The sequence below is a fragment of the Paraburkholderia heleia NBRC 101817 genome (assembly GCF_000739775.1).
Lineage (GTDB): Bacteria > Pseudomonadota > Gammaproteobacteria > Burkholderiales > Burkholderiaceae > Paraburkholderia > Paraburkholderia heleia.
On record NZ_BBJH01000027.1, the window covers coordinates 34,280 to 58,319 of the forward strand.

At 66.3% G+C, this 24,040-nt stretch carries 20 protein-coding genes and 1 pseudogene; 12 read left to right on the top strand and 9 right to left on the bottom strand.

Going from position 1 to position 24,040, the window contains the following annotated elements; translation table 11 throughout:
- Positions 1-48: 48 nt before the first annotated feature.
- Genes BHE01S_RS22350 through BHE01S_RS22365 form a run of 4 tightly spaced genes read left to right on the top strand, consistent with a single transcriptional unit; the run spans position 49 to position 9,478 of the window.
- Positions 49-1,362, top strand: a complete 1,314-nt coding sequence (locus BHE01S_RS22350) for an efflux RND transporter periplasmic adaptor subunit (protein ID WP_042267789.1) — start codon at positions 49-51, stop codon at positions 1,360-1,362.
- A gap of 18 nt (positions 1,363-1,380) precedes the next feature.
- Positions 1,381-4,539, top strand: coding sequence for an efflux RND transporter permease subunit (locus tag BHE01S_RS22355; protein WP_042267792.1), 3,159 nt, complete (start codon positions 1,381-1,383; stop codon positions 4,537-4,539).
- Positions 4,536-7,850 (top strand): efflux RND transporter permease subunit, encoded by a 3,315-nt coding sequence (locus tag BHE01S_RS22360; protein ID WP_042267795.1) that lies wholly within the window; start codon positions 4,536-4,538, stop codon positions 7,848-7,850. The genes BHE01S_RS22355 and BHE01S_RS22360 overlap by 4 nt, the downstream gene beginning before the upstream one ends.
- The gene (locus BHE01S_RS22365) at positions 7,847-9,478 is read left to right on the top strand and encodes an efflux transporter outer membrane subunit (protein WP_281177767.1); all 1,632 of its coding nucleotides are present in this window, start codon (positions 7,847-7,849) and stop codon (positions 9,476-9,478) included. Before BHE01S_RS22360 ends, BHE01S_RS22365 begins: the two co-directional genes overlap by 4 nt.
- A 28-nt stretch (positions 9,479-9,506) precedes the next feature.
- Here the strand turns inward: BHE01S_RS22365 and BHE01S_RS22370 are convergent, their stop codons facing one another.
- Together BHE01S_RS22370 and BHE01S_RS22375 are read right to left on the bottom strand one after the other, a co-directional pair.
- Positions 9,507-9,962 carry a PACE efflux transporter gene (locus tag BHE01S_RS22370; RefSeq protein ID WP_042267983.1) on the bottom strand — a complete coding sequence of 152 codons (456 nt, stop codon included), beginning with the start codon at positions 9,960-9,962 and terminating at the stop codon, positions 9,507-9,509.
- A gap of 88 nt (positions 9,963-10,050) precedes the next feature.
- The gene (locus BHE01S_RS22375) at positions 10,051-10,701 is read right to left on the bottom strand and encodes an oxygen-insensitive NAD(P)H-dependent nitroreductase NfsB (protein ID WP_042267797.1); all 651 of its coding nucleotides are present in this window, start codon (positions 10,699-10,701) and stop codon (positions 10,051-10,053) included.
- 184 nt (positions 10,702-10,885) lie between these two features.
- Here BHE01S_RS22375 and BHE01S_RS22380 point away from each other — a divergent pair, with 184 nt between their 5' ends.
- The 4 genes from BHE01S_RS22380 (at position 10,886) to BHE01S_RS22395 (ending at position 13,865) form a co-directional block, all read left to right on the top strand.
- Positions 10,886-11,305, top strand: coding sequence for a secondary thiamine-phosphate synthase enzyme YjbQ (locus BHE01S_RS22380; protein WP_042267800.1), 420 nt, complete (start codon positions 10,886-10,888; stop codon positions 11,303-11,305).
- An 86-nt stretch (positions 11,306-11,391) separates the two neighbouring features.
- Positions 11,392-12,114: a dienelactone hydrolase family protein gene (locus BHE01S_RS22385; protein ID WP_042267802.1), complete on the top strand. Its 723-nt coding sequence runs from the start codon at positions 11,392-11,394 to the stop codon at positions 12,112-12,114.
- A gap of 126 nt (positions 12,115-12,240) precedes the next feature.
- Positions 12,241-13,014 carry a bestrophin-like domain gene (locus BHE01S_RS22390; protein ID WP_042267804.1) on the top strand — a complete coding sequence of 258 codons (774 nt, stop codon included), beginning with the start codon at positions 12,241-12,243 and terminating at the stop codon, positions 13,012-13,014.
- 146 nt (positions 13,015-13,160) lie between these two features.
- Positions 13,161-13,865, top strand: coding sequence for a glutathione S-transferase N-terminal domain-containing protein (locus BHE01S_RS22395; RefSeq protein WP_042267805.1), 705 nt, complete (start codon positions 13,161-13,163; stop codon positions 13,863-13,865).
- A gap of 12 nt (positions 13,866-13,877) precedes the next feature.
- Here the strand turns inward: BHE01S_RS22395 and BHE01S_RS22400 are convergent, their stop codons facing one another.
- Together BHE01S_RS22400 and BHE01S_RS22405 are read right to left on the bottom strand one after the other, a co-directional pair.
- The gene (locus BHE01S_RS22400; RefSeq protein ID WP_042267985.1) at positions 13,878-14,537 is read right to left on the bottom strand and encodes a DUF4410 domain-containing protein; all 660 of its coding nucleotides are present in this window, start codon (positions 14,535-14,537) and stop codon (positions 13,878-13,880) included.
- Positions 14,538-14,605: 68 nt separating this feature from the next.
- On the bottom strand, positions 14,606-15,223 hold the full coding sequence (locus tag BHE01S_RS22405; protein WP_042267807.1) for an HAD family hydrolase: 618 nt from the start codon (positions 15,221-15,223) through the stop codon (positions 14,606-14,608).
- 159 nt (positions 15,224-15,382) lie between these two features.
- Between BHE01S_RS22405 and BHE01S_RS22410 the strand changes: the two genes are divergently transcribed.
- From BHE01S_RS22410 to BHE01S_RS22425, 4 genes and pseudogenes are all read left to right on the top strand, one after another.
- Positions 15,383-15,643, top strand: a complete 261-nt coding sequence (locus BHE01S_RS22410; RefSeq protein ID WP_042267809.1) for a hypothetical protein — start codon at positions 15,383-15,385, stop codon at positions 15,641-15,643.
- A gap of 53 nt (positions 15,644-15,696) precedes the next feature.
- Positions 15,697-15,964, top strand: a pseudogene (locus BHE01S_RS22415) (aldehyde dehydrogenase family protein); the annotation flags it as partial.
- Positions 15,965-16,160: 196 nt separating this feature from the next.
- Entirely contained in the window at positions 16,161-17,222 is a 1,062-nt protein-coding gene (locus BHE01S_RS22420) for an ABC transporter substrate-binding protein (RefSeq protein ID WP_042267813.1), read from the top strand.
- A 72-nt stretch (positions 17,223-17,294) separates the two neighbouring features.
- Positions 17,295-18,974, top strand: coding sequence for a GMC family oxidoreductase (locus BHE01S_RS22425; protein WP_042267814.1), 1,680 nt, complete (start codon positions 17,295-17,297; stop codon positions 18,972-18,974).
- 137 nt (positions 18,975-19,111) lie between these two features.
- On the opposite strand, the gene BHE01S_RS22430 is transcribed toward BHE01S_RS22425, so the two are convergent.
- The 5 genes from BHE01S_RS22430 to BHE01S_RS22450 form a co-directional block, all read right to left on the bottom strand.
- Entirely contained in the window at positions 19,112-19,912 is an 801-nt protein-coding gene (locus BHE01S_RS22430) for an ABC transporter permease (protein ID WP_042267986.1), read from the bottom strand.
- A gap of 5 nt (positions 19,913-19,917) precedes the next feature.
- Entirely contained in the window at positions 19,918-20,826 is a 909-nt protein-coding gene (locus BHE01S_RS22435) for an ABC transporter permease (RefSeq protein WP_042267817.1), read from the bottom strand.
- Positions 20,827-22,161 carry an NAD(P)/FAD-dependent oxidoreductase gene (locus BHE01S_RS22440; protein WP_042267819.1) on the bottom strand — a complete coding sequence of 445 codons (1,335 nt, stop codon included), beginning with the start codon at positions 22,159-22,161 and terminating at the stop codon, positions 20,827-20,829.
- A 2-nt stretch (positions 22,162-22,163) separates the two neighbouring features.
- A complete protein-coding gene (locus tag BHE01S_RS22445; protein WP_042267821.1) occupies positions 22,164-22,877 on the bottom strand; it encodes an HAD-IA family hydrolase in 714 nt (237 codons plus the stop codon).
- 70 nt (positions 22,878-22,947) lie between these two features.
- The gene (locus BHE01S_RS22450) at positions 22,948-24,024 is read right to left on the bottom strand and encodes an ABC transporter ATP-binding protein (protein ID WP_042267822.1); all 1,077 of its coding nucleotides are present in this window, start codon (positions 24,022-24,024) and stop codon (positions 22,948-22,950) included.
- Positions 24,025-24,040 lie beyond the last annotated feature (16 nt).

Consider the following 24,040-nt stretch of genomic DNA (forward strand, 5'->3'; position numbering starts at 1 on the left):
GTTTCTCCGCACCGCCTTGCGCGGCGGTCCGACCTCCTGGAGGCAGGCATGAGCGACGTCCCGCAGACGCAACCCGCGCCCCAGCCCCCGCCGCCGCCCGCTCCGCCCCCGCAGGCGCCCAGGCGCCGCCGGCTCGGGCCGATCATTCTCGCCATTGTCGTGATCGCGCTGATCGTGCTCGTGATCGTGCACATCATGCGCAACAAGAAGACGGAGCACGGCGCGGCGCCGCAGGTCGTCACGGTGGCCGCCGCCACGCTCGGGCCCATGCCCGTGACGCTCAACGCGCTCGGCACGGTCACCCCGCTCGCGACTGTCACGGTTCTGCCGCAAATCAGCGGCTACCTCACCGAGGTGGGCTACAAGGAAGGCCAGGATGTCGTGAAGGGTCAGTTCCTCGCCCAGATCGACCCGCGCCAGTACGAGATCAGCAAGGAGCAGGCGCAGGCGCAACTCGCGAAAGACGAGGCGCTGCTCGCCCAGTCGCGCGCCGACCTCGTGCGCTTTACCCAACTGCACGAACAAAGGTCCATCGCCGAGCAGACCTTCACCGACCAGAAGTTTCTCGTGATGCAGAACGAGGCCGCCGTGAAGGCCGATATGGCCAACGTCAGACTGTTCGAACTCGACCTCATCTACTGCCGCATCACCGCGCCGGTCTCGGGACGCGTGGGCCTGCGCCTCGTCGATCCGGGCAACTACGTGACGTCGTCCAGTTCCACGGGCATTGCCGTCATCACGACGATCAAGCCCACCACCGTCCAGTTCGCGATCCCGCAAACCTCGCTCGGCAGCGTGCTGGAGCGCGTCAACGCCGGTGCAAAGCTGCCGGTCACCGTCTTCAGCAGCGACAACACCCGCCAGATCGCCACCGGCACGCTCTTCGCGCTCAGCAACCAGATGGCCACGGCCACCGGCACGGTCACGCTGCGCGCGAGCGTGCCCAACGACGACGAGGCGCTCTTTCCCAACGAGTTCGTCAACGTGAGGCTGCTCGTCGACACGCTGCAGAACGCCGTGCTCGTGCCGACGCCCGCCGTGCAGACCGGCGCGCCCGGCGACTACGTGTACCTCGTGAACGCCGACAACACCGTGTCGGTCCACAAGGTCACGCTCGGCCCGAGCGATGGCCGCTACACGGTGATCTCCGCGGGCTTGCAGCAGGGCCAGCATGTCGTGACCGACGGACTCGACCGCCTCAACGACGGCGCGAAGATCCAGCCCGCGGGGCCGAGGCCCGCCACGCACGCGGGCGCCGCCAGCGCGCCGCAGCATGGCAGCGCCCCGGGCGCGTCCAGCGAGCCCGGCGCCACGGCGCCGAACGCCTCCGACGCGAGCGCCGCGGCCTCGCAAGCGGGTTGAGCCCCGGACCCAGCGCCGATGAATATTTCGCGTCTCTTCATCCTGCGGCCGGTCGCGACTTCGCTCCTGATGATCGCGATGGTGCTGATCGGCCTCGTCGCGATGAAGTTCCTGCCGGTTTCCTCGTTGCCCGCGGTGGACTATCCCACCATCCAGGTGCAGACCTTTTATCCGGGCGCGAGCCCGAACGTGATGGCGACCACCGTCACGGCGCCGCTCGAAGTGCAGCTCGGCGAAATCCCCGGCCTGCAGCAGATGATCTCGTACAGCTCCGAGGGCGCCTCGGTCATCACGCTGCAGTTCGACCTTTCGCTGAGCCTCGACGTAGCCGAGCAGAACGTGCAGCAGGCCATCAACGCGGCCAACAGCTTCCTGCCGAGCGGCCTGCCCGCGCCGCCGACCTATGCCAAGGTGAACCCGGCCGACCAGCCCATCCTCACGCTCGCGGTCACGTCGAAGTCGATGTCGCTCACGCAGTTGCAGGACGCGGCCAACAATCGCCTCGCCACGAAGATCTCCGAAGTGCCGGGCGTGGGTCTCGTCACCACGGCGGGCGGCAACGTGCCCGCCGTGCGCGTCGAAGCCGACCCGCACAAGCTCGCCGCCTACGGCCTGAATCTCGACGACCTGCGCACGCTGCTCGCCAACGTCAACGTGAGCAACCCGAAGGGCAACTTCGACGGCCCCGAGCTGAACTACACGATCAATTCGAACGACCAGATCTCGGACCCGAAGGACTACGAAGACACCGTCATCGCCTATCAGAACGGCTCGCCCGTGTTCATGCGCGACGTGGCGCGCGTGTCCACGGCCGCGCAGGACGTGGAGCGCGGCGCCTGGTACAACAAGACGCCCGCCATCGTGCTGAACGTGCAGCGCCAGCCGGGCGCGAACGTGATCGCCACCGTCAACCAGATCATGCGGCAGTTGCCGCAGCTCGAAGCGGCGCTGCCCGCGGGCATGCAGGTCACGGTGGTGTCGAACAGCGTGGGCGTGATCCGCGCTTCGGTAAGCGACGCGGCCTTCGAACTCGTGCTCGCCGTGGCGCTCGTGGTGGCCGTGATCTTCGTGTTCCTGCGCAATCTGCCCGCGACCATCATTCCGAGCATCTCGGTGCCGGTCTCGCTGATCGGCACGCTCGCGATCATGTATGAGCTGGGCTACTCGATCGACAACCTCTCGCTCATGGCGCTCATCATCGCCACCGGCTTCGTGGTGGACGACTCGATCGTGATGATCGAAAACATCGTGCGCTACCTCGAGGAAGGCGACAAACCTTTGCAGGCGGCGTTAAAAGGCGCAGGCCAGATCGGCTTCACGATTCTTTCGCTGACGATCTCGCTCATCGCCGTGCTGATTCCGCTGCTCTTCATGGGCGGCGTGATCGGGCGGCTCTTCAGCGAATTCGCCGTCACGCTCGCGGTGACCATCGTGCTGTCGGCCGTGGTCTCGCTCACCGTCGTGCCGATGATGTGCGCGCGCATCCTGCGCGCTCAGGCCGAGCGCCACCCCAGCCGCTTCGAGCGCATCAGCGAAGGGCTTTTCAACCGGACGCTGAACGCCTACGAGCGCGGCCTGCGCTGGGTGCTCGATCACCAGACGCTCACGCTCGTCGTGTTCCTCGTGACGGTGGTGCTCACCGGGCTGCTTTACGTCGTGATTCCGAAGGGCCTGTTCCCGGTGCAGGACGTGGGCGTGCTGCAAGGCATCAGCGTGGCCGACAACTCCATCTCCTACCAGGCGATGGTGCGGCGCCAGTCCGCGCTGGCCGAGGAAATCCTCAAGGACCCCGATGTCGTTTCGCTCACCTCGTACGTGGGCATCGACGGCATCAACAACACGCTCAACAACGGGCGCTTCCTCATCAACCTGAAGCCGCACGACGACCGCTCCGAAACCGCCGACGAAATCGGGCGGCGCATTCAGCAGTCGGTCGCGAAAGTCGCGGGCGTGCGCCTCTATATCCAGCCCGAGCAGGACCTCACGCTCGACACCACGGTCTCGCGCAACCAGTACAACTTCGTGCTGCGCGGCCCGAGCCAGGACGCGTTCGAGCGGTACGTGCCCGCGCTCATCGCGCGCATGAAGCAGATCGCGTCGATCCGCGACGTCACGAGCGACCTCAACACGGACGGCCTTTCCGTGAACGTCGAAGTGAACCGCCAGCTCGCGGCGCGCTACGGCATCACGGCGGCGACCATCGACAACGCGCTCTACGATGCGCTGGGCCAGCGCATCGTTTCGACCATCTTCCAGCAGTCGGACCAGTACCGCGTGATTCTCGTGGCGAAGCCCGAGGCGCTGCCCACGGTCGAATCGCTCGGCGACCTGTATCTGCCGAGCCAGACGAGCAGCGAAGGCCAGGTGCCGCTCAAGGGCATTGCGAAGATCAGCATTACGCGCTCGCCGCTCATGATCAGCCATCTCGCACAGTTCCCTTCGGTCACGATCTCGTTCAATCTCGCCGATGGCGCGTCGCTTTCCGCCGCCGTGCGCGACGTGCGCAAGGCAGAAGCCGCCGCGAACCTGCCGCCCTCGATCACCTCGTCGTTCCAGGGCGCGGCGCAGGCGTTCGAGGATTCGCTTTCCAGCGAGGGGTATCTGCTGATCGCGGCGCTCGTGGCCGTCTATATCGTGCTGGGCGTGCTGTACGAAAGCTACGTGCACCCGGTCACGATTCTTTCGACACTGCCCTCGGCCGGCATTGGCGCGCTGCTCGCGCTGATGATCGCGGGCAAGGACCTGGACGTGATCGGCATCATCGGCATCGTGCTCCTGATCGGCATCGTCAAGAAGAACGCCATCATGATGGTGGACTTCGCGCTCGAAGCCGAACGCGTGCAGGGCAAGCCGCCGCGCGAGGCGATTTTCGAGGCGTCGCTGCTGCGTTTCCGGCCGATTCTCATGACCACGCTCGCGGCCATGCTCGGCGCGCTGCCCATGCTGCTCGGCAGCGGCACGGGTTCGGAGCTGCGCCGCCCGCTGGGTCTTGCGATCATCGGCGGGCTCACGCTTTCGCAGATGCTCACGCTCTTCACGACGCCCGTGATCTATCTGTTCTTCGACCGGCTGGCCGAACGCTTCGGCCGCAAGCGCAAGCCTGAAAGCCGCGCGGGCGGCGACACGGACGGCGGTACCGGCAACGGCGCCCCACCCGCGCCCGAGGGCACGCCGTGAACCCCTCGGCGCTTTTCATCCGGCGGCCGGTCGCGACCTCACTCCTCGCGATCGCGATCCTCATTTCGGGGATGCTCGCCTTTTTCCGGCTGCCGGTCGCGCCGCTGCCCAACATCGCCTACCCGGTGATCGTGGTGCAGGCCAACATGGCGGGCGCGAGCCCGGACATCATGGCGTCCACCGTGGCCGAGCCGCTCGAGCGCCGCCTCGGCACCATCGCGGACGTGAGCCAGCTCACGTCGATCAGCAACACCGGCACCGCGCTCATCGTGGTCGTGTTCGGCCTGAACCGCGACATCAACGGCGCGGCGCGCGACGTGGAAGCGGCCATCCAGGCCGCGCGCGCCGACCTGCCCACGACGCTGCGCAGCAACCCGACGTACCGCCAGTACAACCCCGCGAGTGCGCCGATCATGGTGCTCGCGCTCACCTCGGACACGCTCACGAAGGCGCAGCTCTACGATTCCGCCGATTCGGTCATCCAGCAGCAGCTCTCGCAGGTGGACGGCGTGGGCCAGATCACGCTGGGCGGCGGCGCGCTGCCCTCGGTGCGCGTGGAGCTGGAGCCGGGCAAGCTCAATAGCTACGGGATCGGCCTCGAAGACGTGCGCGCTTCGATTGGCGCGGCCAACGCCAACAGCGCGAAAGGCCATATCGACCAGGGCGACCAGCGCTACACGGTGATTTCGAACGACCAGATCAGCAAGGCCGCGCCGTTTCGCGACGTGGTGATCGCCTATCGCAACGGCGCGCCCGTGTTCCTGCGCGACGTGGCTTCCGTCATCGACTCCAACGAAAACATCCGCAACGCGGGCCTCTACAACGGCAAGTCGTCCGTGCTCGTGATCGTCTACCCGATGCCCGGCAGCAACGTCGTGAAGACGGTGCAGCAGATCCGCGCGCGCCTGCCCTCCATCGAGGCCGCGCTGCCTGCCACGATCAAGGTGGACGTGGCGATCGACCGCTCCGAGTCCGTGCGCGCTTCCGTGGCCGACACCGAACGCACGCTCTTCATCGCCGTGCTGCTCGTGATCGGCGTGGTGTTCGTGTTCCTGCTCTCGCCGCGCGCCACGCTCATCCCCGCCGTGGCGCTGCCGCTTTCCATCGTGGGCACGTTCGGGCCGATGTACCTGCTCGGCTACAGCATCGACAATCTCTCGCTCATGGCGCTCACCATCGGCACGGGCTTCGTGGTGGACGACGCCGTGGTGGTGCTGGAGAACATCGTGCGCCACCTCGAGGCGGGCATGGACCCGAAGGAAGCGGCGCTCAAAGGCGCGGGCGAAGTGGGCTTTACGGTGCTTTCCATGAGCCTTTCGCTCATCGCCGTGTTCCTGCCCATTCTGCTCATGCCGGGCATCGTCGGCCTGCTCTTTCACGAGTTCGCGATGACGCTCTCCATCGCGATCCTCATCTCGCTCGTGATCTCGCTCACCGTCACGCCCACCATGTGCGCCTATGTGCTCAAGCGCGAGGCGCTGCACCGCAAGCCTTCGCGCGCGGCCGTATGGATCGATGCGCAGTTCGAGCGCTTCAAGCAGTTCTACTCGCGCACGCTCGACGTCGCGCTCGATCACGCGCGGCTCACGATCTTCATCCTGTTCGCGCTGCTGGTGGGCAATGTGTTTCTCGCGCGGCTGCTTTCCGGCACGTTCTTCCCCGAGCAGGACACCGGCATTCTGATCGGCCAGATCATCGCGGACCAGAGCATTTCGTTCACCGCGATGGAAAAGAAGCTCGCGCAGCTGCAGGCCATCGTGAAGGCCGATCCGGCCGTGCAGTCGGTAGCGGGCTTCACGGGCGGCCGGGCGCTCAATTCGGCCACCGTGTTCGTCGAACTGAAGCCGATCGCCGAGCGCCGTCTTTCGGCCACCGAGGTCGTGAACCGCTTGCGTCCCAGGCTCAATGCCGTTTCGGGCGCACGCCTTTTCATGCAGGCCCAGCAGGATCTGCAGATCGGCGGGCGGCAGTCGGCGGCCGAGTATCAGTACACGCTCACGAGCGACGACGCCGACGCCCTCTTCACCTGGGTGCCACGCCTCGTGGACGAGCTGAACAAGCACCGCGGCCAGATGTCGGATGTGAACTCGGACCTGCAGCAAAACGGTCTGGAGGCCTACATGACGGTACAGCGCACGACCGCCAAACGCTACGGGTTCGACCCGAACCAGATCGACAACGTGCTCTACGACGCCTTCGGCCAGCGCACCGTTTCGACCATCTACAACGCGATCAACCAGTACTTCGTCGTGATGGAAGTGGCGCCGCAGTACTGGCAGTTTCCGCAGTCGTTCCAGAACATCTGGCTGAGCACGGCGGCCGGCAACGCCAGCGGCGCCGCGCAAACGCAAATGCCCGCGAGCGTCATCTCGGGCGTCACGCCTTTCACGGCCGTGACCACGGCCAGCGCAACGAGCGGCAACACCAACGAGCGCAACGCGAACGCAGTGGCCAACCAGCAGAACAACGCGATCGCGAACAGCAAGGGCGGCAGCTCCAGCGGCAGCGCGGACAGCACGGCCGCCGAAACCATGGTGCCGCTCATGGCGCTCATGGACTGGAAAACGCGCCACACGGCCACCCAGGTCAATCACCAGGGCACCGAAGTGGCAGGCACGATTTCGTTCAATCTGCCCAAGGGCGGCTCGCTTTCCGAGGCCGGCAAGATCATCGAGCAGGCCGAGCGCGACATCGGCATGCCGGCCTCCATCCACGGCGCGTTCGCGGGTGCGGCACAGGCCTACGCGCAGTCCATGAGCGTCGTGCCGCTGCTCATTCTCGCTGCGCTCGCCGTGGTCTATATCGTGCTGGGCGTGCTGTACGAAAACACCATCCACCCGCTCACGATCCTCTCCACGCTGCCTTCGGCCGGCATTGGCGCGATTCTCGCCATGCTGATCTTCGGCACGCCGTTCTCGGTGATCGCGATGATCGGCATCATTCTGCTCATTGGCATCGTGAAGAAGAACGGCATCATGATGGTCGACGTCGCCATCCAGTTGCAGCGCAACGACGGCATGGAGGCGCGCCGCGCGATTCACGAAGCCGCCGTGGTGCGCCTGCGCCCGATCATGATGACGACCTTCGCGGCCGTGCTCGGCGCGCTGCCGCTCGCCATCGGCATCGGCCAGGGCGCTTCGCTGCGCCAGCCGCTCGGCGTGACGGTCATGGGCGGCCTGCTCCTGAGCCAGGTCTTTACCCTGTACACCACGCCGGTGATTTACCTGTTCCTCGACCGCCTGCGCGCACGCCTCGCGCGCTGGGCCGCGCGCCTGCCGTGGAATCGCCAGGCCGATGAGAGCGCATCATGATGAAGACTCGCCCTAATCCCTCGCTCATGCGAATGCTGATCTCCGCCGCCGCAAGCGCTGCCGCGCGCACGCTGCCGTCCGCGTTGCCGCTTACCCCCTTCACCGCTGCGCTGCTGCTCGCGGGCTGCATGGTCGGGCCGGACTACCACCGTGCGCAGGTCGCCGTGCCCGCCACGTGGAAAGAACTGCCCGGCTGGACCCAGGCCGAACCCGAAGCCGCCCAGGGACCCAAGGGCGACTGGTGGACCGCCTTCCAGGACCCGCTGCTCGACGAACTGGAACCGCTCGTCCAGGTCTCGAACCAGACCGTGCGGCAGAGCTACGCGAACTACCAGCAAGCGCTCGCCGAAGTGCGCGTCGCGCGCGCGAGCCTCTTTCCGGTCATCGGCGTCACCGGCTCGCTCGCGCGCGAGCGTTCCTCCACCGGCACGCTCAGCAGCGTGAGCAGCATCACATCCACGCCGAGCGGCGCGCGCATCGTCAACGGCGGCACGCTCGAAGCGAACGCGAGCTGGGATATCGACCTCTGGGGTCAGGTGCGCCGCCAGATCGAGGAACAGTCGGCCACGGCCCAGGCGAGTGAGGCGACGCTGGCGAACGCTACGCTGTCCGAACAAATCGCACTGGCGAACGCCGTGATCGATCTGCGCATCACCGATGCCGATATCGACCTGCTCACGCATACAGTGCAGGCGTACACGGACTTCCTGCGCGTGGTGGCCAACCAGGACCAGGCGGGCACCGTGCCGCCATCCGATCTGATATCCGCGCGCACGCAGCTCGAATCGGCGCGCGCGAGCCTGATCGCGCTGGGCGTGGCGCGCGCGCAATACGAGCATGCCATTGCGGTGCTCGTGGGCCGCAACCCCGAAGAGGTCGATGTCCCGCACAGCACGCAGCTTCCCGCACTGCCCGCCATTCCCGCCGGCGTGCCCTCCACGCTGCTGCAGCGGCGGCCCGACATTGCGATCGCCGAACGCCAGATGGCGTCGGCCAATGCGGCGATCGGCGTGGCCGTGGCCGCATACTATCCGTCGATCTCGCTCACCGCGCTCGACGGCTTCACGCAGTCGCCGCTTTCGGGCCTGCTGCACATGAGCAACTATGTGTGGTCGCTCGGCGCGAGCGCGACCCAGACGATCTTCGACGGCGGCCAGCGCAGCGGCCAGGTCGCGGCCGCGCGCGCGAGCTACGACGCGGCAGTGGCGAACTATCGCGGCACGGTGCTGACGGCGTTCCAGGGTGTCGAGAACGATCTCTCGGGGCTGCGCATCCTCGCGCAGCAGGCCGAAGTGCTCGACGCGGCCGTACGCGACGCCATACGCGGCGCGCAGATCGCGCAAAACGAATACGAGGCGGGCACCGTGGACTACACGACGGTCGCCACGGCGCTGGCTACACAGGTGACCAATCAGCAGAGCGCGCTGAACGTGCATCAGCAGCGGCTGCTCGACACGGCTTCATTGATCGGCGACCTGGGAGGCGGCTGGTCCGGGCAGTTGCACGATGCGCAGCATCCCGCGCGTGCGGTGATGCCGGCTTCCGGCGCCGCGGCGGCGGACGCGGGCGCGGGCAGTCCGGCGAACGTGGAAGCGAGCAGGACGCAGGGCGCCGCCGTGGGCCCCTGACCTCAGCCCCTGGTCGAAAGCGCCCGCACTACGTGCGCGGCTGTGATTCCGAAGCGCTCGTCACCGGCATGGCGGAAGCCGGCAGGCCGAATACGGCGTCGAAGATCAGGTTGTAGACGTAGTTGTAGACAAGAAAGAACATCGAGAGGCCGATATCCATCGCGAACGCCTCGATCAGCGACACGTGCAGCGTGAGCGCGATCATCGGCACGAGGAACACCACGAGGCCGCCCTCGAAGCCGGCCGCATGGGCGATGCGGCGCGCGACACTGCGGCCGCGTTTTGTCTGGCGCGCTTCCCAGCGCTCGAACAGCAGGTTGAAGACGAAGTTCCAGCCCACCGCGATCAGCGACGAAAACACCGCCGCCGCGCCCGCGCGGTCCATGCCGCTGCCCGAGAGCGAGGCGAAGCTCGTACCGGTAATCAGGATCGCGATGCCTTCGAACAGCGTGACGTACACGATCCGGCGCTTGATACCCTGCATGGACGAATGCTCCTGATGCGGCGCCCGCGTGGCTTCGGGCCGCGTCAATCGCCGCGCCTGCTGCGAGCGCGGCGAAAACCTTCGCGTATCAACCGAGATCGGTGAAGACCGAAGCCGCGGACAAACGCGACTTCGGCAGCTTCGCGTTGAAGTCGTCGGCGCTGCGGTAGCCGAGACCGACCACCACGAGCGCGGTGAGGCCCTGCTCGCGCAGGCCCAGTTCCTCGTCGAGCGCTTTCGCGTCGAAGCCTTCCATCGGGCAGGCGTCGATTTCGAGCGTCGATGCGCCGATCAGCAGCGTGCCGAGCGCGAGATACGCCTGCTTCTCCATCCACGCCGGCAGGTCGTTGCGCTCGCGATGCAGGTTCACGTAGAACGAGCGCGTCTTTTCCTGACCGGCCTTCGCCTCGGCATTGGCGAAGCGGCCGTCCGCTTCTTCCTGCGCGAGCACCTGGGCGAGGTGCGCTTCGTCCATGTCGGTGCGCACGCACAGCACCATCACGTGCGAGGCACGCGAAACCTTCGGTTCGTTGTACGCGAAACCTTCCATTCCCTTGGCGATACGCGCACGCGCCGCATCGCTTGCGGCCAGCACGAAATGCCACGGCTGCGAGTTCACCGAGGAAGGGCTGAAGCGGATCAGCTCCTTGAGTTCGTCGATCACAGCGGCGGGAATCTTGCGGGCGGGATCGAACGCCTTGGTGGCGTGGCGGGCTTTAGCGAAGCGGGTGAGGTTCAAGCGGTTTTCTCCTTCGTGTGCGGTCGGGCCGGGCAGTAGCCGGCCAGGCCGACATCGTACCAGCATCGCGCGCCGGCTGCGGGAGCGGTCTGCGCGCCCAGCGCGCCTGCGCTATGCTTGAAAGCTCGAATCGCCGCGACGGCTCACGAGCCATGCGCCGCCGCCCGTCAGGAGAATACCGATCATGCGCCAGGCCATCCATCATCTGCCGGTGAGCACGCGCACGCGCGGGCTCGTCGAAATCAGCCATGAGGTGCGCGCGTTCGTGCGCGAACAGCGCGTCGCCACCGGCTTGCTCACCCTCTTTTGCCGCCACACGTCGGCATCGCTCGTGATCCAGGAAAACGCGGATCCTTCGGTGCGCCGCGATCTCGAACGTTACTTCGAACAGCTCGCGCCCGAAGATCCGCAGCGCTATGAGCACGACACCGAAGGCCCCGACGACATGCCCGCGCATCTGCGCGCGGCGCTCACGCACACGCAACTCTGCATCCCGGTCGAGCACGGCAATCCCGTGCTGGGCACGTGGCAGGGCATCTATGTGTTCGAGCATCGCCGCGCGGCGCACACGCGCGACATCGTGCTGCACTTGATCGGCGAATGAGCCGGTCAGGCGCTTACACGCAAATCCCGCACGCAAGCGCTATGCTTGCGTCTTTCGTTCAACCGACTCACCGAGGGTTGCCCCAAATGAAACAGTCCGCCGGCTCCATGATTTCCTTCACCCGCCCTGATGGCCAGTCGCTCCAGGGTTATCTCGCCAAACCGGAAAAGACCGAAGGCGCACCCGCCATCGTCGTGATCCAGGAGTGGTGGGGCTTGAACGACCAGATCCGCGGCGTGGCCGACCGGCTCGCGCAGGCGGGCTACCTCGCGCTCGTGCCCGACCTCTATCGCGGCAAGAGCACCGTCGAACAGGAAGAGGCCCACCATCTGATGACGGGCCTCGACTTCGCGGACGCCGCTTCGCAGGACGTGTACGGCGCCGTCACTTACCTGAAGACGCTCACGGACCGCGTGGGCGTGACGGGTTACTGCATGGGCGGCGCGCTCACGCTGCTCGCGGCCACCATGGTGCCGGGCCTGGCGAGCGCCGTGGTGTGGTACGGCTTCCCGCCGCTCGAATACATCGACGCGAGCAAGATCACGGCGCCCATCCTCGGCCACTTCGCGACCCAGGACCAGGCGTTCAGCATCGAAACCGTGGCGGAGCTCGAAACGAAGCTCAAGGGCGCGAACGTCGACGTCGAATTCCATCGCTATCTCGCCCATCACGCGTTTGCGAACGAGACCGCCGTGGGCCCGAACCGCATCCCCATCACGCAGTACGACCCGGTCTGGGCACAGCTCGCGTGGGACCGCTCGCTGACGTTCTGGGGCCGCACGATGTGGCCGCAGCGCACGGTGCGCTGAAGCGCCGCCGGCGGCCCGCGCCGCCGTGCGCAACGGTCGTGGAACCGGCGCCGCCGCGCCTCGCGCGGGCGACGCCGATTGGCATTGCAGCGCCTTCGTCCCTCTCACGCTTTTCGCGGAGACTCCATGACGCCGCTCATCCTCCAGCGCCCTGCGCTTCTGCTCGTCGTGCTGATCGTGGTCCTGCCGCTCGTCGCCTGGCTAGGCACGAGCGTGCTGCACCGATACTTCCCGCTCGCCGAGGAAGCCCGCGAGAACTACAAGATCGTGCAGGGCGCGACGCTCACGCTGCTCGCGCTCCTGATCGGCTTCACGCTTTCGATGGCCGTGAGCCGCTACGACCAGCGCAAGAACCTGGAGGAGGAGGAAGCCAACGCGATCGGCACGGCGTACCTGCGCGCCGAGCTGCTTGGCGGTGAGGCGGCTGCCAGGACCCAGGCGCTGCTCGCGCGCTACCTCCAGGCGCGCATCCGGTTCTATGTCGTGCACGACGCGGCCGGACTCGATGAGATCAACCGCAACACCGCCGAGCTTCAGACGCAGCTCTGGGCGACCGTGCGCGACGCCGCGAAGGCGCAGCCGAATCCGGTGATGGCGCTCGTGGTCGCCGGCATGAACGACGTCATCAACTCGCAGGGCTACACGCAGGCCGCGTGGATCAATCGCATTCCCGTCGCCGCGTGGACGCTGACGATCTTGATCGCCGTCTTCAGCAACCTGATGCAGGGCTACGGCGCGCATGGTCAGGTCGGCCGGCGCGTGCTGCTGCTCGTCCTGCCCATCACGGTGACGCTTTCGCTCACGCTCATCGCCGATATCGACAGCCCGCGCGGCGGCCTCATTCGCGTCGCGCCGCTCAATCTGATGAGCCTTGCGCAATCCATGCCCGCCAATCCCTGAGCGCCACGCCGCGCCTTGGGGGCGAAAACACGGCGCGCGCCATTTCCACTAAACTTGGCGGCCTGACTCCACTCCCGCTTCCCTGGCAGGCCGTGGCGCGCCTTTCAGGGCCCGCGCCCGCCGCTGCAGGACTTCAAGGACCGCGCATGAACGACCTCTCCGCATTTCCCATCACCCGCAAGTGGCCAGCGCTTCACCCCGACCGCCTCCAGCTCTATTCGCTGCCCACGCCCAATGGCGTCAAGGTCTCGATTATGCTGGAGGAAAGCGGCCTGCCTTATGAGCCGCATCTGGTGCGCTTCGACGCGAACGACCAGATGTCGCCGGAATTCCTTTCGCTGAACCCCAACAACAAGATTCCCGCGATCCTCGATCCGAACGGCCCAGACGGCGCGCCGCTCGCGCTGTTCGAATCGGGCGCGATCCTCATCTATCTCGCCGACAAGTGCGGCCGCTTCCTCGCCCGCGAAGGCGCGGCGCGCTACGAAACGATCCAGTGGGTGATGTTCCAGATGGGCGGCATTGGGCCGATGTTCGGCCAGGTGGGCTTCTTCCACAAGTTCGCGGGCAAGGAGTACGAGGACAAGCGTCCGCGCGACCGCTACATCGCCGAGTCGCGGCGCCTGCTCGCCGTACTCGACCAGCGCCTCGAGGGGCGCAAGTGGATCATGGGCGACGAGTACACGATTGCCGACATTGCCACGTTTGGTTGGGTGCGCAACCTTGTTGGCTTCTACGACGCCGGTGATCTTGTGGGTTACGCCGATTTCAAAAACGTCGCGCGCGTGCTCGACGCATTCGTCGCGCGGCCGGCGGTCGCGCGCGGGCTCAACATTCCGCCGCGCGGCTAACGCGCCCGAGCGTCATTGCGGCGCCGCTTTCACGCGCGCCGCAACCGAGTCGGCCACTTCGGCCGCCGCGCGGTCCACGTTCTTGCGGTCGTCGGCGCGCGCCAGCACGAATTTGGCCGCCGCCACATAGGGATTGAGCGCGATGGCCGCGCCGGCGCCCGGCTTCGCGTGGCTCGACTCGCTGTCGATCACCTGATAAAGCGGCTGCGGCGCCTGGGCGGCGAGGTTGTCCACGGCCACCGCCAGTTCGATCTGGCTCGCGCCGGAACCGAAACCCACCACTGCACGCCGCAGACTGTTGCCTTCGTCCACGCTCAGGAATACGCCGCGCACGAGCCACCCCTGCGCGGGTAGCGGCCCGCCGCCGGGCAGGCGGCGCGCGTCGAGGCCCTTCGCGCGCAGGTCGCTCACCAGCGCATCGGCCAGTTTCCCGACGACCTGATCGGCCTGCTGCTGCGGGTCGCGGTGGCGCAGCAGTGGTCTCGGCAGCAAGCCGCCCATGCGCTCGCGCGCATTCTCCACAGGATTCGAATCCTGCTTGACGTTGGCCGCGTCGAGTTCGAAGTCCGTCACGTAGACGAGCGGCGCGCCCGGCTGTTGAGCCGCGGCGAGCGACGCGAACGCGCACAGGCAGAGTGTCGCGACCCATTTCCAGCTCCATTGAATTTTCATCGCAAACTCCCGTACGTTCGCCAGCCATTCATTCATGCCGTGACCGCGCGTGCGGCACGGCAACTGAGTCAAGCGTCGATGAGCCCGAGCCGCGCCAGTTCGCTCGCGAGCGACCCGGCTTCGACGAAGTGGCACGCCTGCAGCCCCGCGTCGAGCGCGCCCGTGACGTTCGCTTCGCTGTCGTCGATGAAAAGCGTTTCCTCGGGCTGCGCACCGAGTTGTGCTACGCAGCCGAGGTAGGTCTGCGCGGCCGGCTTGACCGCGCCGAACGTCGCCGACGAATACACCTGCGAACCGAAAAGCCGCGCAACCGGCGGATTCAGATAGTCGAGGTGATGCGTGACGAGCGAGCAGTTGTTGGTCAGCACCGCGATGCGGCATCGCGCGGCCACACGTTGCGCCAGTGCGAGCGCCGCCTCGTTCGGCGTGATCGATGCGCGCCGCGCAGCGAGCCACACGTCGCGCCCCACCTCGCACCCGAGCAGCTCGCCGAGTGCGCGCAGATACGCGTCGGGGCCGATCTCACCGGCGTCGGCGCGCGCTTCGAGACCCGAGCCCCAGATCGCGTGACGCACCGTTGCGGGCGGCGCGCCGGTGGCCGCCGCGAGGCTCGCCACGCGCGTGCCGCGATCGTAGTGGGACAGCACGCCTTCCATGTCGAACAGGACTACGCCGATCGCTGCCATCTGCCGCTCCCGCCACGAAAATATCCCACTGCGATCCCCACTGCGTCCGCTGCAGATCATACCGCCGGCTCGCGCCGGGCGGCACACGAGCGGGCACAGGCGCGGCACGCACTGATTGCGCCCCGATACCGTCGATCGATTTTGGGTAGACTGGGACGTATGAACACCTGCCGTTACTGCGGAAAACTGCGCGACGAATGGGATTGCCACGGGCCGGCGTGCCGCCGGGCGATCGCGCAGGCGCTGCGCCGCCAGCGCAAGGGACTGCCGATGGTCGCGAACGTGATCCGCAACGAAATCCCCGCCGACGCCACCACGGGGCAGATCATCACCGTGCTTTCGCGCCAGCGCCAGCGTGCGCGGCGCGGCAACGAGGAACGACGCGAGCGCAAGGCGCTCGATCTGCCCGAAGGCGAGTAAGGTACACGCCGGGTTCGGTCAGCGTGCCTCACCCTCTTCCCAGACTCCATATGCTCGACGATGAAGCGCACGCCATCCAGGCGGCCAACGACACGCCATTCGGCATCGCGTCGTACTTCCACAGCCAGGATGTGCGCCGTTATCGACCGCGTGTCGCGGGCGCTGGCGGCAGGCATCGTCGGCAGCGACGAAGGTGCGATTTCGAGTGAAGCTGCCCCGTTCGGCGGCATGAAGGAATCGGGCTATGGCCGCGAAGGCTCGAAATACGGTCTCGACGACTATCAGTCGATCAAATACCTCTGCCTGGGCGGGCTGGATTGAGGGAATCCCGGAGGTCCACAACGCTCGCGCCGACATAACATCAGGTCATGGACACTCCAACAATTCCGGCATTGCTGCCGCGCAATTGACTCAATATATTCACTTCAAACACGCGCCTGCCCCATTTGTGCATCAGCGGGAAAGCGCGCCGCCTGCAAGACGTCCACCGCTTCACCCATGTCGAGGAAACGCCGTGATGAAGATTGCAAGGTTCCGTTGTTCGAGCTTCCCGCTGCGCCCGCTGGCCATGACATTGCTGTTCACCATCGCAGGCGCCTCGCCCGCCTTTGCAGCGGGCAAGATCACATTCGTATCGCAGGGCGGCGCCTATCAGGAAGCCCAGACCAAAGCGATTCTCGACCCCGCCGCGAAGCAGCTCGGCATCACCATCAACCAGGACAGCATTCCCGACGCGTGGCCGCAGATCAAGGCGCAGGGCGAAACCGGCAAGCCGGTCTGGGACGTGGTCGACACCCCTACCGCCAACTGTCTGCGCGGCGGCCGCGCGGGGCTACTGGAAAAGCTCGACTTCTCGAAGCTGCCCAACGCCGCGAGCGTGCCCGAAAAGTACCGCACGCCCTATTCCGTCGCGTACGAGTTCTATTCGACGGTGATTGGCTACAACAAGAAAACGCTGAAGAGAGTGCCGCAAAGCTGGAAGGACTTCTGGGACGTGAAGAACTTCCCCGGCACGCGCGCGCTGCGCAATGATCCCGTGACCGTGCTCGAAGCCGCCCTCCTCGCCGACGGCGTGCCGCGCGACAAGCTGTATCCGCTCGACGTCGATCGCGCCTTCAAGAAGCTCGAGCAGATCAAGCCGGACATTACCGTGTGGTGGACGTCGGGCGGCCAGTCCGCGCAATTGCTGCATGACGGCGAAGTCGACATGGCCATGATCTGGAATGGCCGCGCGAGCGCCGTGATGAAGGACGATCCGGATATCGGCTTCACGTTTAACGACGGCATTCTGCAAAACACGCAATTGTGCGTGCTCAAGAACGCGCCGAACCTGAACGACGCCATGCGCTTCATCAATGCGGCGCTGTCGCCGGATCTGCAGGCCAATCTGCCGCTGTATATCGATTACGGTCCGGGCAACCCGGCTGCGTTCAAGACCGGCAAGATCAGCGAAAAGCGTGCGGCCGAACTGCCTAGCTCGCCGGCCAACGCGGCGAAGCAGGCGCTGATGTCGGAGGACTGGTGGGCGTCGGAGCCGGGCATTCAGGCGAAGGCGCGCTGGCTCAAGTTCATGCAGTAACGCACGGCGCTCTTCACATCGTTCCCCACGTGCCGCACATCGTGCAAGGTGCGCGGCTCACGCATTCCACACGTGATCGACTATCTGATTCTGGGCGGCGGCTCGGCGGGCTGCGTGCTGGCCGCGCGTCTTTCGGAAGACAGCGGTGTGAAGGTTTGCCTCGTCGAGGCGGGCCGCGATGTCTCCGCGCATACCATGCCCGACGCGATCCGCAGCCGCTATCCGGGACGCGCGTATCTGGAAACGCGCAACCTCTGGCAGCAGTTGAAGGCGCGCATGAGCGCGAGCGCCGCCATGCGCCGTTATGAGCAGGCGCGTTTGCTGGGCGGCGGCTCCGCCATCAACGCGCTGATGGCCAATCGCGGCGCGCCCGCCGATTACGACGAATGGGAGGCGCTCGGTGCGTTGGGCTGGAACTGGGCGTCGTGTCTGCCCTACTTCTGCAAGCTCGAAACCGATTGCGATTTCGACGGCCCGCATCATGGCAGCGACGGGCCTTTGCGCATACAGCGCACGACGTGGCCGCGGATCTCGCCATTCGTGCGCGCCGTGCTCGACGCGCTCGACAAGAACGGCTACGCGCTCCATGGCGACCAGAACGGCCCGTGGGAAGACGGCACGTTCATCGGGTCGATCGCGGTGAGCGCGCACGGCGAGCGCATTCCGACTTCCGTGTGCTATCTCGACGACGCCGCACGCGAGCGCCCCAATCTTTCGATACGCACGGGCGAAGTCGTCGAGCGCATCCTGTTCGATGGCCGCGTAGCAGTCGGCGCGCGCATCGTGCGTGCGGACGGTACGCATGAGGACGTGAAGGCGCGGCGCGTGATCGTCTCCTCCGGCGCGATTCATAGCCCCGCATTGCTGATGCGCAGCGGCATTGGCCCGGCCGATGAGCTCGCGGCACACGGCATCGACGTCATTGCGGATCGCGCGGGCGTGGGGCGCAACCTGATGGAGCATCCGTCGATTGCGGTATCGGCGTTTCTGCCGCGCGGCGCACGCACGCCGTTTCCCGACGAGCATCATGAGCAGGCAATCGTGCGCTTCTCGTCGGCGCTCGAAGGCACGGTGCCCGGCGACATGCACGGCGCGATTCTGTCGCGCTCGGGCTGGCACTCGGTGGGCTACCGCCTCGGGACCCTCTTCTTCTGGGTCAACAAGTCGTATTCGCGAGGCCGCGTGACGCTGGCTTCGTCCAGCGTGTTCGACGAACCGAAAGTCGATTTCGCCATGCTCTCCGATGCGCGCGACCTCGAACGGCTCAAGCTCGCGCTGCGCTTTGGCGCGGCGACGCTGGCCTCGCCCGCGATGGCGGGGCGTCGCGATGTGATCTTCCCGTCGAGCTATTCGCCGCGTGTGGCGGCGGTGGCCGTGCCCGGCATGTGGAACGCGGTGCAGCGCGGCTTGCTGAGCGGCCTGCTCGACGTTGCCGGGCCTTTGCGGCGCGCGTTGATCAAAGGCGTCGTGACGCAAGGCGTGACGCTCGACGCGCTGCTCGACGACGATCGCGCGATGACGGATTTCGTCAAATGCTCGGTGGGCGGGACGTGGCATCCGTCGGGAACCTGCCGCATGGGTTCGGCCAGCGATCCACTCGCGGTGACGAACTCAGTGGGCGCGATTCATGGCGTGGAGGGCCTGCATGTGTGCGATGCCTCGCTGATGCCGTCCATTCCGTGCGCGAACACGAATGTGCCGACGATCATGATGGCGGAACGGGTCGCGGACCTGCTGCGTCGCCACGCATGAAGCCGTGGCGAGCCGTGACATTGCTTGCCCCGTGCCAGGATCGATCACGGCCAGCCGCCCGGTGCCCGAAGGCTCGACCCACTCGCCGTCGATATAGCACTGCTGCGGATGGTGCATAAAGGCCCGCGCCAGAAGAATCAGGCGCGCGCCGCCGCGGATGAGCGCCGGCTGACGACGACGATCAGCACGAGGCACAGCGTAATGGCCGTGAGCATCGTGCTGATCGCGGCGATGGTCGGGTCGATCTCGTCGCGCAGGGTGACGAACATGCGCCGCGTGAGCGTCTGATTGCTGCCGCCCGAGACGAACAGCGCGACGACGGTTTCGTCGAGTGCCTGGATGAACACGAAGACCATGGCCGAGATCACGCTCGCCTTGATCTGCGGCAGCGTCACTGTCATGAAGGCCCGCAGGCGGTTCATGCCGAGGCTGCGGGCGACCATTTCCTGCGTGCGGTCGAAGGTGCGCAGATCGGCGCCAACGGAAATCAGCACGTAAGGCAGGCCGAGCATGGTGTCGGCGACGATCAGGCCGCTGAGCGTGTTCACATAGCCCGCCTGCGTGTAGACGAAGAACACGCCCACCGCGACGATGATGATCGGCACCATCAGCGGCAGCATCAGCAGCGTGCGCAGGTAGCGCATCGACCAGTGCGAGCCGTTCTGGATGCCATAAGCCGCCATGACGCCGAGCGGCGTGGCGAGCAGCGCGGCAGACGTCGACGCAATGAAGGTTGTCCTCGCGGCCGCGATCCACTCGGGGTTGTCGAAAAACGCGTGATACCAGCGCAACGAATAGCCGGGCGGCGGGAAGGTCAGAAAGCGCGCATCGGAGAACGACAGCGGCACGACGATGATCACCGGCACCATCAGAAACGCAAGGATCAGCATCACCGAGGCACCCAGCGTCAAGCGTCCGAACGAAAGTTGGCGATTCATCTGCATCACCTGGCTCCCAACGTCTTTTCGAGTGGAATCACACGGCTCACCGCATAGAAGACCGCAAACACGCAGATCAGCAACGCCACGCTCACCGCGCTCGCCGCGCCCCAGCTGTTGTAGATCTCGACGTTGCGGCTAACGATCATCGACACCATCATCGACTTGCCGCCGCCCATGAGCTCGGGCGTGATGTAGAAGCCGAGGCACAGCACGAACACGAGCGTTGCGCCCGCCAGCACGCCGCTCATCGAGAGCGGCAGGAACACGCGCAGGAACACATGCAGGGGCGAGCCGCCGAGGCTCGCGCCCGCTTGCGAGAGGTTCGCGGGGATCTTCTGCATGGCTGAATAGAGCGGCAGCACCATGAAGGGCAACAGGATATGCACCATTGCAATGACCGTGCCGAACTGGTTGTACGAAAGCTGCAACGGCCGCTCGATCAGGCCCAGGCCGAGCAGCGCCTTGTTGATGAGACCGGTGCGCTGCAACAGCACGAGCCAGGCATACGTGCGGACGAGCACGCTGGTCCAGAATGGCAGGATGACCATGCCGAGCACGAGCGCGCTCCAGCGCGGCGGGAGGGACGCCGCGAAATACGCCACCGGATACCCGAGCAGCAGCGTCACGGCGGTCACGATGAAGCTGAGCTTGAACGTGAGCAGGAACGTGTCGAGATAAGCGCCCGTGAAAACGCGCCGGTAATTGACCAGCGTGAAGGCGCCGTCGTGATAGATGGACTGCCACGAGAGCCATGCGAGCGGCACCACCAGCAGCACCACGATCGTCAGCAGGGCCGGCACCATCAGCAGCAGCATCGTGCGATCTTCGCGCCGCTGGTGGCGCACCGCAGGATCGATGGCGGCGGCGTGAAGCATGGTCGGGTCTTGAAACATCCGTTTGGCTGTTGTCATTCATGCACCTACGGCGTCGAGAAACTGATACCACGCAGCGACGAGCCTGACGCCCGGCGCGCGCAGCGCGTGAAACGGCACGGGCCGCAGCCCCTCCTGCGCGAGCATGGCCAGCTCGGGCGTGTCGCCCAGCGCGAGCGCCGCAGCGTGCTGGCCGATGAGGCTCGCCATCGCTACACCCGCGCCGTTGTAGCCGAGACAGAAGGTCGTCCTGTCGTCGCTGCGCCCAACATGCGGCAACGCGTTGAACGTCATGCCGACATAGCCCGACCAGCGGTATTGCACCGGCACGCGCGCGAGGTCGGGAAAGAGCGCGGCCATCGCGCGTTGCAGCGCGTCGAAACCAGTCCGCTCCCCTTCCTTGCCGAACGCGTCGCGGCCGCCGAACAGCATGCGGCCATCGACCTTGCGGAACCACTTCATCATGCGCCGCGTTTCGGTGTAGCTGCGCCGGTTGACCATCAGGCGCGCATCGAGTTCGGGCGGCAGCGGCGCGGTCGCGATCATTGCGCTTCTGAACGGCACGAGTTCGCGATGGTACTGCGACGTCGCTTCGGTCAGGTTCGAATACGCGTTGGTCGCAACGATCACCTGCTGCGCGCGCACCGTCCCGCCTGGCGCACGCAGCAGCACGCGGCCATCGTCTGCACGCTTCATGTCGATGACCGGGGTCGACTCGTAGACCGGCACGCCGCGCGCCGTCACGCCCGCCGCGATGCCGCGCACGTATTCGAGCGGCAGGATGGTGCCCGCATCGGCGCTCAGCACGCCGCCGACGAAACCCTTCGATCCCGTTTCGTGCTCGACCTGCGCGCGCGTGAGCACGCTCATCGAGGTGTCCCTGAGCGTGTTGCGCACCCAGTCCGCTTCCGCGCAGATCGATGCCAGCGCGCGGGCCGTATGCGCGCAACGCAGGCTGCCCGTGTGTTCGAAGCGCGCGCGCTCGAGCTTGAACTCGTCGATCAGCGACTGCACCGCCCGCACACCGTCATGCGCCAGCCGGTGCATCCGTATGGCGACGTCCAGCCCATGCGAACTCGCGATCGACGGGAACGAGAGGCGGAACTTCGACGACACCACGCCGCCGTTGCGCCCGCTCGCGCCCCAGCCAACCGGATTCGCGTCGAGCACCGCGCAGTCCACGCCGCGCTGTTGCAGTGCATGGGCGGCGCTCAGCCCCGAGTAGCCCGCGCCGATGATCGCCACTTCGACACCGAGATCGCGGGCAAGCGGCGCACCGGTGCTGACCGGCGCGTCCATGGTCGGCACGCGCCCGGCCATCGCCCGCCACAGCGATTCGGCGTGCGGGCGCGGTGCGTTCGTCGGCGCGCGCATCGTCAGGCCGCGGCGCGCAGCTCGTCGTCCACGGCATCCGCGAGGCCGGCGAGCGTCGCGAACGTCCAGGTCGGCGTCGTGAAGCTTTCCGGTGTGGGCGTGGCGCCGTAGCCCTTCATACCCTGACGGCGCTCGATCCAGCACGTCGCGTAGCCGAGCTTCGTCGCGATGCCGATGTCGTGATACTGGCTTTGCGCCGTGTGCAGAATCTCGCTGAACTTGTAGCCGAAGGCCGCCTGGCGTCCGCGGTTATAGGCAAAGAATTGCGGGTCGGGCTTGGCGACGCCGGTTTCATCGCAGCACACGGTGTCGTCGAACGGGTCGCCGAGCGTATGCGCGTAGGCCGAGAGCGCGACGCGGTCCGCGTTGGTCATCGCGACGAGGCGAAAGTGCTTGCGCAGGCGCTTCAATGCGGCGACGGAATCCTCGAACGCGGGCCAATCGAGCACGTCCCGCTGGAATGCCGCGGCGCATTCGGCATTGTCGGGCAGGCCGAGCCTCTTCGCGAGATGCAGGTAGACGTTCGCCATTTCATGGCTGGAACGGCCATGGAACTTCGCGCGGCCCTCCATGTACGGTCCGAAGATCTGGTCGTCGGTCAGGTCTAGCGCCTTCGAGCCGCCAAGGCGGCGCACGGAGCCGAGCACGCCCGCCTCGAAGTTGATCAGCGTGCCGACGACATCGAACGTCAGGACCTTGAAATCGGTGAGCTTCATTGCTTCATCCTCTACGGGTTGCGTATCTGCGTTTGCGTCGAAATCGCCCGTGCACAGGCGGGGAATGAACTTATGCGGGTACCACGATGGTGTCCTGCGGATCGAGCGCAACCGTCATGGGCGCGCCCGGCGCGGGAATGCGCTGGCGCGCGTCGTGGCCGCCCGGCTGCCTGAGGCTGATTGCGGTGCCGTCGGCAAGCGATGCGAACACGCGCAGGCTCTCGCCCTGATACAGCACTTCCGTTACCCGGCACGACAGACGGTTGGCATCGGCATGACGGTTCTCGCCGTCGATGACGAGCTTCTCGGTTTGCACGGCGAGCAGGAGTTTGTCGCCGCGCGGCAACGGGTGCGCGGTGCGCAGGAGCGTGTTGCCCAGCCGCACGGCATTCTCGCCGGCGCGGCTCACGTCGAGCAGCGTCGCCTCGCCGATGAAGCTGGCCACGAAGGCATCGCACGGGCGATCGTAAAGGCGCTCTGGCGTGTCGATCTGGACGAGCTTGCCATCCTTCAGCACGGCGACACGATCGCTCATGGTGAGCGCTTCGCGCTGGTCGTGCGTCACGTTGACGATGGTCGCGCCCAGTTGCCGATGCAGCCTGCGCAGCTCGATCTGCATGGTCTCGCGCAGCTGCTTGTCGAGCGCGGAGAGCGGCTCGTCCATCAGAATGAGTTGCGGCTGGAACACAATGGCGCGCGCCAGTGCGACGCGCTGCTTCTGCCCGCCCGAAAGCTGATGCACGCTGCGGCCTTCATAGCCCTTGAGCTCGACCATGGCGAGCGCTTCGCCAACACGCCTCGCCCATGTCGCCTTCGGCTCGCGCCGCGCGCGCAGCGAAAACGCCACGTTTTCCCCCACCGTCATGTGCGGAAACAGCGCGTAGTTCTGAAACACGATGCCGATATTGCGCTTGTGCGGCGGCGCAAATGTAATGTCTCGCTCGCCGACCCATACGCTGCCCGAACTCGGCTGGACGAAGCCGCCCAGAATGCCGAGCAACGTCGTTTTGCCCGATCCCGACGGGCCCAGCAGCGAGACGAATTCACCCGGTGCGATATCGAGCGAGACGTCGTCGAGTGCTGTCACAGCGCCATAGCGCCTGGTAGCACCCCTGATTGACACTCCGGTTTTGGCACGCGCATCCATGGTGGGGCTCTCACGG